Origin of the sequence: Acidovorax sp. 1608163, assembly GCF_003669015.1 — a bacterium.
Lineage (GTDB): Bacteria > Pseudomonadota > Gammaproteobacteria > Burkholderiales > Burkholderiaceae_C > Acidovorax.
The window spans coordinates 4,533,092-4,547,226 of the sequence record NZ_CP033069.1 but is presented as its reverse complement, the minus strand read 5'-3'; the positions used below and the strand labels follow the sequence as shown (position 1 = coordinate 4,547,226).

The following is a 14,135-nucleotide window of genomic DNA, read 5'->3' as shown; positions in this document are numbered from 1 at the left end:
GCTTGTCCGCCACCCTTACATCGCCCATCGCCCCATCGGTGCGCCAGCACCGGAGCCAATGCCTATCGCGGCAGCAGCATGCCCGCCATGCACCACGACAAATCGCGCAGCGCGCGCCGCAATGCGGCGGTGGCTGGCTCGCGGTAGGCGCTGCGCAGTACAGCCTGCTTGGCGGTTTGCAACGCCCGGCGGTCCTGCGCGCGCAGGGCCGACAGCAGTCGCTCGCGGTAACGCTCTACCCGCTGCGCCTCGGCGGCCGACAGGCCCGGGGCCGATGGCCTTGGGGGCTGCGCACTCGCTGCGCTGGCTCCCACCAAGTGCTGGCCCCAGGGGCCGTGCAAGGGGGCGGCTGCGGGTGTCTGGATGGCTGCAGCCGCTGCGCTCCGGGTTGCGCCCTTTTGGCAACCTGGGGTGGTGGGGGTCATGGGGCCTCCTTGTCGTTAGGAGCTGTTGGGCCCTTGGTGGCCTGCGCGTTTGCTTGGCGTGGCGCAGGCGTCAGGCCATACCAATTCACCTTGCGGGTCAGCACCATCACCGCCGTCAGTACCAGGAACAGCGCAATTGAGCCCACCGCCAGCGCCGTTTGCTCCAGCTGCAGCAGCACATACAGCAGGCCATACAGCAGCGCAATGCCTGCCCCCAGTGGAATGCCCCGCGCCAGGCTGCCCAGCATGTGGCTGGCGTAGTAGCCCAGCAGCAGCACGCAGGCCGTGGCGGCCGCCAGGTACGACCAGCCAAACGCCAAATGCTCCGACAAGCTCACCAGCAGCAAGAAAAAGCTGCAAATGGCCGAGCCCACCAGCAGGTACTGCACTGGGTGCACGCGCAGGCGCTTCATCAGCTCAAACAAACCCACGGCCACAAAGGTGAGGGCGATGAACAGCAGGCCGTACTTGGTGGCGCGGTCTGCCAGGGTGTAGGGGTTCACCGGGTCCACAAAGGCCACGCTGAAGCTGTCTGCGCAGTCGCGTGGCGTGGTGCTGGGCGAGCTGCCGTCGGTGGGGTACTGCACCGGGCTGTCGTCATAGCCACCCACGCAAATGCGCCGGCCATTCAAGATGTCTTGCTGCGCCGTGGTGGCCAGCGACGACAGGCGCCACTGCGCCGTGAAGCCCTCGGGGCCCCAGTCGCGCTCGGACGGCAGAAAGCGCCCGGTGAACGAGGGGTGGGGCCAGCCGCCCGTCATCTTCACTTCGGTATTGCCACCCAGCGGCACGATGGCCAGGCGCTCGGTGCCCACCAGCTCCAGGTCCAGCGCCAGCGTCATCGGCTCGGCCTGGCCGCGCACCGACTCGGGCAGCACCGCGTGCAGCCCCCGGCTGTAGGTGGGGTGGAAGGTGCCAGGCTTGAGGGCCAGCGCCTGCTCGCCGTGCAGCACCTGCGCCGTGCGGATGCCGCGCGCATCCCCCACCGCCACCATCACGATGGGCGCGCCGCACTGCAGGCGCGAGCCCTTGACGGTGCTGTGCGCCTGCAAGCTGGCCAGCGCGCCCCACTGCGCAGTGATGTGCGCCTTGAGGTTGAAGGTGTTGACCTTGTGCAGGCCCCGGGCGCGCTCTTCCATGCCCACGCTGGAGCGCACCTGCAACTGCTCGGGCATGGCGGTGAGCAGAAATTCGCGCCGCTGCTCGGTGGTGCGGCGCTCGTCGCCCTTGCCCGTTTCTACGTCCCAGCTTTCCACGCAGGCGCTGTGGATCATGGGGCCCATCAGGGTTTGCGGCCCGGCCAGGCTGTCGGCCACGCTCTGGGCTGTGAGGCTGCGGTAGCGCTGGCGGTCGCGCACCACGTCCTCAATCTGGCCCAGGCCAATGAGCAGCAAGATGGCCACGGCGCCCAGCGCCACGAGTTTGGTGATCAACGGGTGTTTCAAAAGACTCCTCCTTGTGTGTCGGTGGAGCCAGTGTTGGGCGCAGGGGTGAGGTGGCGATGAAGTTTGTGAAGCGAGCGTGAAGTGGGCCGTGTGTTCGTGGCGCGTCGGCTGAGTTGGCGCATGGCCATGCCCGGCCTTCGACAAGCTCAGCGCGAACGGGCTGCTACGCACCCACGCGCAGGGCATCGGATGGGCGTTGGCCTACAAGCAAGGGTGGCGCTGGCTGACGCCAAACCGTCACACACCCAAGTTAGCCTTTGGCTGCAACCAACCACCGCCAAAGGTGCCCCATGTTTTCCAAACTGTTCGGCTGGACCCATCTGCTTGACGCGCTGCTGGATGACCTGTTTGACGAGCGCCGCCTGGGGCTCGACCTGCCTGGGCAGGAATGCCTGGGCACCGACGAGTGGCTGGCCCTGGCCGCGCAAGACGGCGCCTGAGCCCAACGCTCCATCGCCTGAGCCTGCGGACCGCTTGGGCCTTGGAGCGGTTCACAAAATTCAGCGAAGCTAGCTCTGGCTGGGCGTTGCGCCGCAGGCAGTACCAACCGCAAGACAAGGCGGGGCAACGACGACGGGGGAGTTTGGTGAGCCGCTCTTTGAACCGATCTCAGCGCCCCAGGTCCAGCGTCACGCGCAAACCCGGGGCCGTGTTGTGCACCTGCATGTGCCCGCCGTGCAGCACCATCACCCGCTGCACAATCGCCAGCCCCAGCCCTGATCCACTGCGCTCGCCGCCCGGCCGGGCGGTGGTGAAGAACCGCTCGCCCAGGCGCGGCAGCGCGTAGTCGGGCACGCCGGGGCCTTCGTCCTGCACGGCCACGGTGGTGCCGTCCAGCTCCACCCGCACTGTGCTGCCGGGGGGCGCAAAGTCGATGGCGTTGTCCAGCAGGTTGCCAATGGCCAGGGTGATGAGTTCTGCCTCCCACGGCCCGCTGTGGCCCCTGCCGCTCAGCACCAGTGCCATGCCGCGTTGCGCCGCGCGGCCCTGGGTGTGGACGATGGCGGCGGCGGCGCAGTCGTGCAGCGCCACGGGGGCGCGGCCCTCGGCGTGCTGGCGTTGCTCCAGCTTGCTCAGCTCCAGCAGTCGGTCAATCAGCCGCTGCAGGCGTTCGCTTTGCTGCACCACCTGCGTGGCAAACGCGGCGCGGTCTGCGGCGGGTAGCTCGTCTTGCAGCAACTCGCCCGCGCCGCGGATGGCGGCCACAGGGCTCTTGAGTTCGTGCGTGAGGGCGCGCACATAGCCCTCGATGTAGTCACGCCCCTGCAGCCGCGCGCGCATGCGGTCCATGGCGCGGGCCAAGTCGCCCAGCTCGCCTGGCACCTCGGGCACCGCCAGGGGCTGGGCGGGCAGGGTGCCTTGTTCGCTGTCGGCCGGGCCTTGCACGCTCAGGGCGTAGTCGCGCAGGCGGCGCACGTTCCACACCATCCACAGCGTCACGCCCACCCCCACGGCGGCCGACAGGGCCAGCAGCAGCAGCCCGCCCATGAAGACCTTGCGCTCAGCCCGGTCGATAAAGCGCTGCACCGTGCGCGTGGGCTTGGCCACCGTCAGCACTCCGGCAATGCGCTCGTCCACGTAGATGGGCGCGGCCACATGCATCACGCCGCTGGTGTCGTCGCTCTCCACGTCGCGCGTGGAGCGGGCACCATACTCCCCGCGCAGCGTGCGCGCCACATCGCGCCACTGCGAGTAGTCGGCGCCCACAGCGTGGTTTTCAGAGTCGAACAGCACGCGGCCCGAGTGGTCCGTCACGTACACGCGAAAGTCCAGCGACTGTTTGGAAAACCCCCAAATGCCCGCATCGATGGGCCGCGTGGCGTAGTGCCGCACACGCTGGGCAAAGCGACTTTGGCTGGCATCGCGCGCCAGTTGCCCGCTGGCCAGGTCGTCGCTGGCCACCTCGGCCAACAGGTTGGCCGTGTCCACCATCATGTCCTCCATCACCTCGCGCACGCTGGGCTTGATCTCGGCCATGAACACGCGCAGCACAAAGAACGCGGCAATGCCGTTGATGAGGAAGAAGGCGAACAGCAGGCGGATGCCTAGGCGCATGGGTGACGCGGCCTTTCTGTAAAAATGATAGCTGTCAGCGCTTATTTAGTAAGCGTTAGAGGCCAATTTGATTTGAATGGCCGACATGCCCAGATGCTTCCCCCATCCGTTCGGGCTGAGCCTGTCGAAGCCAGGGCGTGGTGTGCGATTCGCTTGGGCAAGGGGTGTGGCACTCACAAGTCAAAACAGTACCCCATGCCCCGGTGCGTGCTGATGTACTCGCGGCTGGCGTCCAGCTCGCGCAGCTTGGCGCGCAGGGTTTTGATGTGGGTGTCCACCGTGCGGTCGATGCTTTCACTGTCGTCGCCCCAGGCGGCGGCCAGCAGGGCGTCGCGCGAGTGGATGCGGCCCGCACCGCGCAGCAGGTGCGACAGCAGCCGGTATTCGCGCCGCGTGAGTGGCAGGGCCAGGCCGTGAAGGGTGATGCGCTGGCCTGCCTCGTCGTCCACAAACGGGGTGGCTGCCACGGGTGCCGGTGCGGGCGCAGGCATGGCGGCGCGGCGCAGCAGGGCCTTGATGCGGGCGGCCAGCTCGCGCGGGCTGAAGGGCTTGGCCAGGTAGTCGTCGGCGCCCAGCTCCAGGCCCAGCACGCGGTCCAGCTCCTCGCCCCGGGCGCTGAGCATCAGCACGGGCGTGGCCTGGCGCAGGCGCAGCGCGGCAGCCGCTTGGCCGTGGCGCACGTCGCGCAGCAGGTCCAGCCCGCTGCCGTCGGGCAGGCCCACGTCCAGCACCAGCACATCAAACGGGTGGCGCTGCATTTGCTGGCGCGCGTCCTGCACCAGCAGGCAGTGCGTCACCTGCAGGCCATCACGCTCCAGCGCATAGGCCACGGTGCGGGCGATGGCGGGGTCGTCTTCGAGCAGGAGAAGCTTGGCGGTCATGCCTCGATCATCCGTTGCGTTGAGCGAGATCCGTGGCGCATGACACTGGCGCGAGCCCAGCCGGAAACGCCGAGCAAGGGCAGCCCCGCAGCGAGGGCGTTGTCCCCTTGGGGGAAGGCGCCGAAGGCGACTCAGGGGGGCAACCATCTCAACGCGCAACGAGTATGGGAAAGAGTTTGCCCAGGCCGTCGGCCATCACTTCCACCGCCAGGGCCGCCAGGATCAACCCCATCAGCCGCGTCATCACGTTGATGCCGGTTTTACCCAGCACGCGGGCAATCGGGTCCGCCAGCGAGAAGCACAGGGCCGTGGCCAGCGCAATCACCACGCCGTAGCCCACCAGCGAGGCGTGTTGCCAGAAGGTCTGCGCCCGGTCGGCGTAAATCACCACGGTGGACATGCTGGCCGGGCCGGTGAGCAGCGGAATGGTGAGCGGCACCACGGCGATGCTGCTACCGGCGGCGGCTTTTTCAGCGCCTTGCTCCAGCTCGTGGGTCAGGGGCTTGGCCTCGGCGGGCTGGGCGTTGAGCATGTTCATCGCGCTGATCAGCAGCAGCATGCCCCCGCCCACCTGAAAGCTCTGCAGCGAGATGTTGAAGAACTCCAGAATCTGCAGCCCCAGCAGCGCGCAGGCGGCAATCACGCAGAACGACGCAAACGCTGCCGTGCGGATGGTGCTGCGCCGCTGCGCCGCAGAAAAGCCCTGCGTGTAGTGGATGAAGAAGGGGACGATGGCCAGCGGGTTCACGATGGCCAGCAAGGTAATGAGGGGTTTCAGGTCCATATCAGTTCTCCGTTGTGCTGGGCACTATTCACTGCATTCATCACTGGCACGATCCCAGCCAGCGCCCCCGCGCAAGGGCCGCCCCGCCGCGCTGGGGGAAGGCGCGAAGCGACTCAGGGGGTGTTTCACTACCGCCCTCCCGACACGTCGATCAGCGACATGGTGGTGTAGTGTGACGCGTCGGACATCAGCCACACAATGGCCTGCGCCACCTCCTGGGCGGTGCCGCCGCGCTGCATGGGCACCTGGTGCGAGAGGTTGCGCACCCGGTCGGGCAGGCCGCCGCTGGCGTGGATGTCGGTCTCGATCAGCCCGGGGCGCACGGCGTTCACGCGGATGCCCTCGGCCGCCACCTCGCGGGCCAGGCCGATGGTGAAGCTGTCGATGGCGCCCTTGCTGGCCGCGTAGTCCACATACTGGTGGGCCGAGCCCAGGCGCGATGCGGCGCTGGAGACGTTGACGATGGAGCCGCCCGCGCCGCCGTGGCGGGTGCTCATGCGGCGCACCGCCTCGCGCGCGCAGACGATGCTGCCGATCACGTTGGTGTCGAACATGCGGCGCAGTCGCGCAACGCCCATCTCGTCCACCCGGGCCGTCACATCCACCACGCCTGCGTTGTTCACCAGCGCAGTGATGCGGCCCAGTTGCGCGTCCACAGTGGCATACATGGCCAGCACCTGGTCTTCGTGGGCCACGTCGGCCTGCACGGCCAGGGCGCGCCCGCCCTGGGCCTCGATGCTGTCCACCACCGCCTGCGCGGCGGCGGCATTGGCGTGGTAGTTCACCGCCACGGCCCAGCCCTGCTGCGCGGCGAGCAAGGCGGTGGCGGCGCCAATACCGCGGCTGGCGCCTGTGATTAAAACGATCTTGTCCATGGAACGCTGTCTCCTGCAAGAATGGCGCATTGGAACAGTTTTCAGGAGCGAAACATGGGTCAATTCGTCGATTTGAAGTCTGCCGACGGTTTTGTGCTGCCCGCCTGGGTGGCCGAGCCCGACGCGCCGCCCCGGGGCGCCGTCGTGGTGTTGCAAGAGATTTTTGGGGTCAACCACCACATCCGTGCCGTGGCCGACCGCTTTGCCGCGCGGGGCTACCTGGCCGTGGCGCCTTCGACCTTTCACCGTGTGCAGCCCGGTGTGGACCTGGGCTACACCAGCGACGACATGCAAGCGGGCATCGCCCTGAAGGCCGCTGTGGAAGGCCTGCCCGCCCCCGGTGTGATGCCCGATATCCAGGCCGCCATCGACTACGCCGCCGAGCGCAGCGGCCGCAAGGTGGGCATCGTGGGCTTTTGCTGGGGTGGGCTGCTGACCTGGCGCGCCGCGTGCACGCTCACCGGCCTGTCTGCCGCCGTGCCTTACTACGGCGGCGGCATGACCACCCCCGAAGAAGCCGCCCGCCAGCCGCAGGTGCCTGTGCTGGCCCACTTTGGCGAGCGCGACCACTGGATTCCGTTGGACAGCGTGCAGGCCTTTGACCGCGCCCAGCCCGGCGTGGAAGTGCATGTGTACCAGGCCGACCACGGCTTCAACTGCGACCAGCGCGGCAGCTACGACGAAGCCGCCGCCCTGGCCGCCCGCGACCGCACGCTGGCGTTCTTCGACAAGCATTTGGGCTGACCGCCCTGGCACGGCCCGCAGCCCCCGCGCTGCGTGGCTCTGCCGAGTGGCGCAGTGTGGGCATTGCATTCAACCTGGGGGCGCCATGGCCAACTGCATTCGAAAGTTCAAGCCTTTTAGGCCCCTAGCGCTTTTGAATAAAGCGCTGGCAGCTATATATTTGATAGCAATTGCCAGCCTGGCCCACGCTGCCGACTACACCGGCCCCCTGTTCGACGCCCACCTGCACTACAACGAAGAAGCCTGGAACGGCACCACCGGCCCCCATCCGCCCGCCGACGTGCTGGCGCGCATGCAGGCCAGCGGGGTGCGGGCCATCGTCGCCAATTCGCGGCCCAATGCGGGCTCGCTGGCGCTGGCGGCCCTGCCGCAGATGCGCGAGGCGGGCATTGCCGTGGTGCCCTTTGTGCGCCTGTACCGTACCCGTGCTGACTACACCGGCTGGCCCCGCGACGAATCCATCTACGACATGGTGCTGGCCGAGCTGGCGCGCGGCACCGCAGCGGGCCCGTACCGGGGCCTGGGCGAATTCCACCTGTACGACAGTGCCGACGCCAACGGCCCCGTGGCCCGCAAGCTGATGCAACTGGCCGAGCAGCGCCGCCTGGTGGTGCTGGCGCATGTGGACGATGTGGCGATTGACCTGCTGATGGCGCACACCCCCAGCCAGGGCCAGGCGCTGCGCCTCATCTGGGCCCACACGGGCATTGGCGGCGCCCCGGTAGCGCGGGTCGATGCGCTGCTGGCCCGCTACCCCGGCTTGGTGGGCGAGCTGTCGTACCGCCCCGGGCTGGTGTGTGCTGGTGGCCAGCTGTGCCCCGAGTGGAGCGCCCTGCTGCTCAAGTACCCCACTCGCTTTGTGATCGGCTCAGACACCTGGGTCAACCAGCGCTGGCAGCACTACGAAGCGCAGATGCAGGACTACCGCACCTGGCTGGGCGGCCTGCCTGCCGACGTGGCCCAGCGTGTGGCCTGGGGCAACGCGGCGGCGTTGTGGGGGGTGGGTGGGCGCTGAGCTGTTGGCTGCGCCCGCTGTCCGCTGCGCCGTATTAGGGTGAATCTGTAGGGGTGGCGCAAGCCCGGTGCCCTACTATTTTCAGGCTGGCCCACTCCGTTTCTGGGCGCGGAGATTTTGTTTGAGCACTTCTCTTTTTTCAACGCGTTCCCGCCTTGGCTGCGCATCGCACATGCCGAGCCTTCCCCGCCGCGATGCTCCGCTGCTGCACGCCTTTGCCGGGCTGGCGCTGGCGGCTGCGCTGGGCCTGGCGCCGCCAACCACCGCACACGCGGCCACAGCGTTTGAGCCCGCGCAGACGGTGCAGGGCACGCCGCTGGTGCTCAACGGCTCGGGCACGCGCTACCGCACGGTGTTCAAGGTGTACGACATGGCCCTGTACACCCCCCGCAAGGTCAAGACGCTGGAGGAGTTGCTGGCGCTGCCAGGACCGGTGCGGCTGAACTTTGTGGCCCAGCGCGACATCCCCGGCACGGACCTGGGGGTGTCCTTCATCAAGGGCTTGTCCAACAACTCACCGGCCGAGCAGATTCGCCGCTACACGCCTGCCAGCAACCGGCTGATCGAAATCTTCTCGGGCCGCCCCAAGCTGGCCCCCGGCGAGACCTTTGCCATGGAATATGTGCCGGGCAAGGGCACCACCTTCTACATCCAGGGCCAGCCCCAGGGCGCCCCCGTGGGCGATGCCGAGTACTTTGGCATGGTGCTGCGCATCTGGCTGGGCCCGGTGCCGGTGGACCACCAGCTCAAGGAAGCGCTGCTGCCTTGATGCAGCGGCAGCCAGCCCAGACGGCGCCGCCTTGTCAGGCTGCCGTGAGCTGGGGCTGCTGGCGCCCGGGGCGCCGCAGGGGCGCGGCGCTGTCGGCCACCTTGAAGGTGGAGGCGGCCTGGGCCAGGCGGTAGGCTTGCTCGCGCAGGCTTTGGGCGGCGGCGGCAGATTCTTCCACCAGCGCGGCGTTTTGCTGGGTGGCCTGGTCGAGCTGGGCGATGGCGTCGTTCACCAGGGCAATGCCGTCAGACTGCTCGCGGGCGCTGGAGGCAATGTGGGCGATTACCTCCGTCACCTTTTGGACCGAGCTGACGATGTTCTGCATGGCAGCCCCGGCGTTGTGCACGAGCTGGGTGCCTTCGCCCACCTTGTCCACGCTGGTGGAGATCAGGCCCTTGATTTCCTTGGCCGCTTCGGCGCTGCGCTGGGCCAGGCTGCGCACTTCGCCCGCCACCACGGCAAAGCCCCGGCCTTGCTCGCCTGCACGGGCGGCTTCTACGGCCGCGTTCAGCGCCAGGATGTTGGTCTGGAAGGCGATGCCGTCGATCACGCCAATGATGTCGGCAATGCGGCGCGAGCTGGTGTGGATGTCTTCCATGGTGTCCACCACCTGGGCCACGATGCTGCCACCTTGCGAGGCCACCTCGGCCGCCGACGAGGCCAGGCCGCTGGCCGTGCGGGCGGCTTCGGCCGACTGTTGCACGGTGGCCGTGAACTGCTCCATGGACGAGGCTGTCTGTTGAAGGTTGGCTGCGGTGTGCTCTGTGCGGGAAGAGAGGTCTTGCGTGCCGCCTGCAATCTGGTCGCTGGCGCTGGCGATCTGGTTGCCCGCATCGCGGATCTGGCCAATCATCGACGCCAGCGAGTGCTGCATGTCGCCCAGGGCGCGCAGCAGGTGCCCGGTTTCATCCTTGCGGGTGCTCATGATGCTGCTGGTCAGGTCGCCACGCGCAATGGTGTCTGCCACGGCCACGGAGTCGCTGAGCGGCAGGGTGATGCTGCGGGTGATGGTGACGGCCAGCGCCATGCCCAGGCCGCAGGTAATGGCGCCTAGCGCAATCAGCCAGTAGCGGGCCTGGTCGTTGGCGGCCTTGATGGGGGCGGCAGATTCGTCCAGTGCTTTGCGCTGCAGCTCCATCAGCGCTTCCACGCGGGCCATGTATTGCTTGGCGGCGGGCACGAAGCGGGTTTCCAGCTGCGCGTCGGCCTGCTCGTGTTGGCCGCTGCGGCGCAAATCAATCACAGCGTCGCGCGCTTCGGTGTAGTTGCGGCGCAGGTTGCTGATGTCTTTGAACAATGCACGCTCCGCATCGGTCTGCATCAGTCCTTCCACCTTGGTCTGGATGTCGGTGGTGGTGCTGGCCGACAGCTTTTGTTCGTCGGCAAAGTAGGTGGCCAGCGATACGTCGCTGCTTTTGGCTACGGCGGTGGTGCGTCGCACGGCGGTGTGGATCAGTCGGTACCAGTCGCTGATGAGCCGCTCTTTGGCCAGGGGTTGTTCAATCACGGCCTGGGTGGAGGTGGAGGCCGTTTGCAGTTGCCACACGCCCAGCAGGGTGCCCAACAGAGACAAGGCAAGCAATAACCCAAAGCCCAGGGAGAGGCGTTTTCCAATGGCGATTTGATTCATAAGACAGGTTCTTTTAAGTGCGCCATCGAGGGTATCGAGCACACCGGAAGAGGGCTTGAGGAAGGTCAAGCGCCGTTACCTTTGTTACGAATATCGCCGCGCGCCGTCGGCCGTGGGCAAATGCGCAGGGTGGGCTGCTGCTTGCTATTTGCTGTGCGCGTGCAGGTGCTTCAGTGGCGTGCGGGCCCGCACAGCTGCGCAAACCGGCCCAGCAGGCTGCAGGCTTGGGGTGTCTCTTGCACCATGGGTAGGGTGTGCCCGGCGGGCAGGGTGGCGGCCAGGTGCTGCACATAGCCCTGCATGGCCGCCAGGCTGAATTCGGGGTGGAACTGCACGCCCCAGGCGTTGGCCCCGATGCGGTAGGCCTGGTGGGGCTCGTGGGCGTTGCCAGCCAGCCGCACGGCCCCAGGGGGCAGGGCGCGCACGGACTGGGCGTGCACCACCTGGGCGTTCCACTGGCTGGGCAGGTGGGCAAAGAGGGGGTCGGCCTGGGCCTTGGGCGTGAGGGTGATGGGCACGGTGCCCAGCTCCAGCCCACCAGGGTGGTAGCCCACCTCGCCCCCCAGCGCGTGGGCCAGCAACTGGTGGCCGTAGCAAATGCCCAGCACCGGCGTGCCTTGGGCCACGAGGCGGGCAAGCCAGGGCACCAGGGCCTCGCTCCAGGCTTCGCGGTCGGACACCATGGCATGGCTGCCGGTGATGACGACCCCGGCCAGCGTTTCAGGCCCGGGCAGGGGGTTGGCGTGGCGGGCGTCCAGCACCTGTATGGACGGGGGCTGGTGTGCGTTCGCTGGGTCGGCCTTGTCGCCGGAACCCTCGCCAGCGCCTGCGATCAGTCCGGTTTCGATCCAATGCTCAAAGTCGCCAATGTTGGGGCGCAGTGTGTCGAGGGTGTCGCCGGTCTTGATGATCAGGATCGGGCGAGGGGCGGATGTGGGCATGGATGCGGTGGGCGTTGAACAGTGGGGCGGGGCCGCGCAGCCAGGTGGCCGTGCTGCTCGCGTGGGGGCGCTGGCAGGGGTGGCCCGCACCCTTTCGTTGCATGGGGCTCAGGCGTGGCCGGTGCGCGCCAGGTAGCGCTTGCGCCAGAACAGCAAGACCAGTGCCAGCGCAATGGACGCCATGGCGCCCATGGCCCACCAGAAGCCATCGGCTTTGTGGATGAGGGGGATGAACTCGAAGTTCATGCCAAAGATGCCCGCGATCAGGTTCAGCGGCAGGAACACGGCTGTGAGCGCCGTGAGGGTGCGCATGATGTCGTTGGTGCGGTTGCCTTGCACCGAAAAGTGCATCTGCACGGCGGTTTCGGTGCTTTGTTCCAGCCGGCGCACGTGGTGCACCACGCGCTCGATGTGCTCCAGCACGTCGCGGCTGCGCACCTTGAGCAGGTCCAGCTCGCGCTGCCCTGTGGGCGTGTCAGGCTGGGCCCAGGTCTCCAGCGCATCGATCCAGTCTTGCACGGCGCTGCGCTGGTCTTCGCAGATTTCATCGAGCTGGTGCAGCGACAGGCGCGCATCCAGCAGCGAGCTCCAGTTGACATGCCGGGCCCGGGGCCTGAGCAGCTCGGTCTGCCAGTGGTCGAGCTGGCGCGTCAGCTCACGGCGCAGGTCCAGGTAGCCGTCCACCATCAGGTTGACCACGCGCAGCATCAGGTCGGCAGGGCTGGCGGGCAGGCGCGAGCCGGGGATGGGGTTGGCGCGGCCTTCGCGCTGCTCTGCGGGGGCACCGGGCGCGGTGGCCAGCAGCTTGCTCGCATAGGCCTCGCGCACGGTGCAGTCGCTGGGGTGCACCGTGAGCAGCACGTGGTCAAACACCGCAAAGCCCACGGGGCTGGTGTCCAGGCGCCGCAGCACCAGCGGGCCGGTGGGCTTGCGGGGCGGTGTGGCTTGGCTGGCGTCTTCGGCATCGATGCCGGCGCTGGCCGTGGCCAGGCGGCGGAACACCAGCAGGTCGTACTGCGAGGTGTAGTCGTAGTGCGAGGGCAGTTGCGCGTTCAGCAGGTCCGACACGTGCAAGTCCACCAGCTGCAGCCCCACCAGGTTTTGCAGGGCGCTCTGGATCTCCAGCAGGCGCGCCTGAAAGGCCGGGCGGGCCACGGCAATCCACAGAAAGCCCTGGGCAGGGGCCTGGGCGGGCAGCTCGGGCAGCTCGGTCACGCCGCTGCTGTGGATGTGGAAGATGCGCATGCGGGAGTGGGTGAAGATGAAAATGGCACGCAGCGCCTATTCAATAGGCGCTGGCAGCTATTGTTTCGATAGCAATCGTGCCGCATCGCGGGCAAAGTAGGTCAGCACGCCATCGGCGCCCGCGCGCTTGAAGGCCAGCAGGCTTTCCATCATCACCGCGTCGTGGTCGAGCCAGCCGTTTTGCGCGGCGGCCTTGATCATGGCGTATTCGCCGCTGACCTGGTAGGCGAAGGTGGGCACGCGGAACTCGTCCTTCACCCGGCGCACGATGTCCAGGTACGGCATGCCGGGTTTCACCATCACCATGTCGGCGCCTTCGGCAATGTCCAGCGCCACTTCGCGCAGGGCTTCGTCGCTGTTGCCGGGGTCCATCTGGTAGACGTTCTTGTCGGCCTTGCCCAGGGCGCCGCGGGTGCCTACCGCGTCGCGGAAGGGGCCGTAGAAGGCGCTGGCGTACTTGGCGCTGTAGGCCATGATGCGGGTGTGGATGTGACCCTGCACCTCCAGCGCCTCGCGGATGGCGCCAATGCGGCCGTCCATCATGTCGCTGGGGGCGACGATGTCCACGCCCGCTTCGGCATGTGTGATGGCCTGGGCGGTGAGGATTTCGACTGTCTGGTCATTGATGATGTAGCCGGTGTCGTCCAGCACGCCGTCCTGGCCGTGGCTGGTGTAGGGGTCCAGCGCCACGTCGGTCATCACGCCCAGGTCAGGAAATTCTTTCTTCAGCGCCCGCACCACGCGCGGGATCAGGCCGTCGGGGTTGCGCGCTTCTTGCCCGTCGGGGGTCTTGAGCGACGGGTCAATGGCTGGGAAGAGTGCCATCACCGGGATGCCTAGCTTCACGCAGTCTTCGGCCACGGGCAGCAGCAGGTCCAGGCTCAGCCGGTCCACGCCGGGCATGGACGCCACGGCCTCGCGCTGCTGCGTGCCTTCGTGCACGAACACGGGGTAGATCAGGTCGTTGACCGACACCGTGTTTTCGCGCACCAGGCGGCGCGTGAAAGCGTCGCGGCGCAGGCGGCGGGGGCGGTTTTGCGGGAATGGGGCGGGGGTCTGGAGGTGCATGGGGAAAATTGTGCCCTATCTCGGCAACGCCCTGGGGGCCCTGGCCTGTCACCACGCGGCCCTGAGGGCGGGGGTGGGAGCCACAAATAACCCTACTGATTTATGCAACTAATTGCATACGCTTGTAACGGTTTGTCATTAATGATAAATTTGATCCCGGGCAGCCCTCTGCCTCCCGCTTTTTCCTCCCTGAGCGGGGCCTTCGATTGCTACGCGCAGTCAAGGCTTCTCAGCCCGGCCATGTGCCGGGCTTTTTTT

General features: G+C 67.4%; 14 protein-coding genes. 4 read left to right on the top strand and 10 right to left on the bottom strand.

The window, feature by feature from the left end; all coding sequences use genetic code 11:
* Positions 1–62: 62 nt before the first annotated feature.
* A complete protein-coding gene (locus EAG14_RS23485) occupies positions 63–425 on the bottom strand; it encodes a hypothetical protein (RefSeq protein ID WP_240456855.1) in 363 nt (120 codons plus the stop codon).
* On the bottom strand, positions 422–1,870 hold the full coding sequence (creD, locus tag EAG14_RS20280; RefSeq protein WP_121729945.1) for a cell envelope integrity protein CreD: 1,449 nt from the start codon (positions 1,868–1,870) through the stop codon (positions 422–424). Before creD ends, EAG14_RS23485 begins: the two co-directional genes overlap by 4 nt.
* 290 nt (positions 1,871–2,160) lie before the next feature.
* On the opposite strand from creD, the gene EAG14_RS22970 reads away from it, so the two are divergent.
* Complete coding sequence (locus EAG14_RS22970; protein WP_162996044.1) at positions 2,161–2,310, top strand: hypothetical protein; 150 nt, start codon at positions 2,161–2,163, stop codon at positions 2,308–2,310.
* A gap of 169 nt (positions 2,311–2,479) precedes the next feature.
* Here EAG14_RS22970 and creC read toward each other — a convergent pair whose 3' ends face one another.
* The 4 genes from creC to EAG14_RS20260 all read right to left on the bottom strand — a co-directional run bounded on the left by creC (position 2,480) and on the right by EAG14_RS20260 (position 6,465).
* Positions 2,480–3,925 (bottom strand): two-component system sensor histidine kinase CreC, encoded by a 1,446-nt coding sequence (gene creC / locus EAG14_RS20275; RefSeq protein WP_121729944.1) that lies wholly within the window; start codon positions 3,923–3,925, stop codon positions 2,480–2,482.
* 173 nt (positions 3,926–4,098) lie between these two features.
* On the bottom strand, positions 4,099–4,806 hold the full coding sequence (locus tag EAG14_RS20270) for a winged helix-turn-helix domain-containing protein (RefSeq protein ID WP_121729943.1): 708 nt from the start codon (positions 4,804–4,806) through the stop codon (positions 4,099–4,101).
* 148 nt (positions 4,807–4,954) lie between these two features.
* On the bottom strand, positions 4,955–5,590 hold the full coding sequence (locus EAG14_RS20265; RefSeq protein WP_121729942.1) for a MarC family protein: 636 nt from the start codon (positions 5,588–5,590) through the stop codon (positions 4,955–4,957).
* Positions 5,591–5,718: 128 nt separating this feature from the next.
* The gene (locus tag EAG14_RS20260) at positions 5,719–6,465 is read right to left on the bottom strand and encodes an SDR family oxidoreductase (RefSeq protein WP_121729941.1); all 747 of its coding nucleotides are present in this window, start codon (positions 6,463–6,465) and stop codon (positions 5,719–5,721) included.
* Positions 6,466–6,519: 54 nt separating this feature from the next.
* On the opposite strand from EAG14_RS20260, the gene EAG14_RS20255 reads away from it, so the two are divergent.
* The 3 genes from EAG14_RS20255 (at position 6,520) to EAG14_RS20245 (ending at position 8,993) form a co-directional block, all read left to right on the top strand.
* Entirely contained in the window at positions 6,520–7,209 is a 690-nt protein-coding gene (locus EAG14_RS20255) for a dienelactone hydrolase family protein (RefSeq protein WP_121729940.1), read from the top strand.
* A 133-nt stretch (positions 7,210–7,342) separates the two neighbouring features.
* Positions 7,343–8,224 (top strand): amidohydrolase family protein, encoded by an 882-nt coding sequence (locus tag EAG14_RS20250; RefSeq protein WP_371414431.1) that lies wholly within the window; start codon positions 7,343–7,345, stop codon positions 8,222–8,224.
* 172 nt (positions 8,225–8,396) lie between these two features.
* Positions 8,397–8,993: a chalcone isomerase family protein gene (locus EAG14_RS20245; RefSeq protein WP_121729938.1), complete on the top strand. Its 597-nt coding sequence runs from the start codon at positions 8,397–8,399 to the stop codon at positions 8,991–8,993.
* Between the two features lie 34 nt (positions 8,994–9,027).
* Here EAG14_RS20245 and EAG14_RS20240 read toward each other — a convergent pair whose 3' ends face one another.
* From EAG14_RS20240 to hemB, 4 genes are all read right to left on the bottom strand, one after another.
* Positions 9,028–10,623 carry a methyl-accepting chemotaxis protein gene (locus EAG14_RS20240; RefSeq protein WP_121729937.1) on the bottom strand — a complete coding sequence of 532 codons (1,596 nt, stop codon included), beginning with the start codon at positions 10,621–10,623 and terminating at the stop codon, positions 9,028–9,030.
* A gap of 170 nt (positions 10,624–10,793) precedes the next feature.
* Positions 10,794–11,564, bottom strand: coding sequence for a glutamine amidotransferase (locus EAG14_RS20235; RefSeq protein ID WP_121729936.1), 771 nt, complete (start codon positions 11,562–11,564; stop codon positions 10,794–10,796).
* Positions 11,565–11,672: 108 nt separating this feature from the next.
* Positions 11,673–12,809, bottom strand: coding sequence for a magnesium transporter CorA family protein (locus tag EAG14_RS20230; protein ID WP_121729935.1), 1,137 nt, complete (start codon positions 12,807–12,809; stop codon positions 11,673–11,675).
* A 57-nt stretch (positions 12,810–12,866) separates the two neighbouring features.
* Positions 12,867–13,877, bottom strand: a complete 1,011-nt coding sequence (hemB, locus tag EAG14_RS20225) for a porphobilinogen synthase (RefSeq protein ID WP_121729934.1) — start codon at positions 13,875–13,877, stop codon at positions 12,867–12,869.
* Positions 13,878–14,135: the final 258 nt, after the last annotated feature.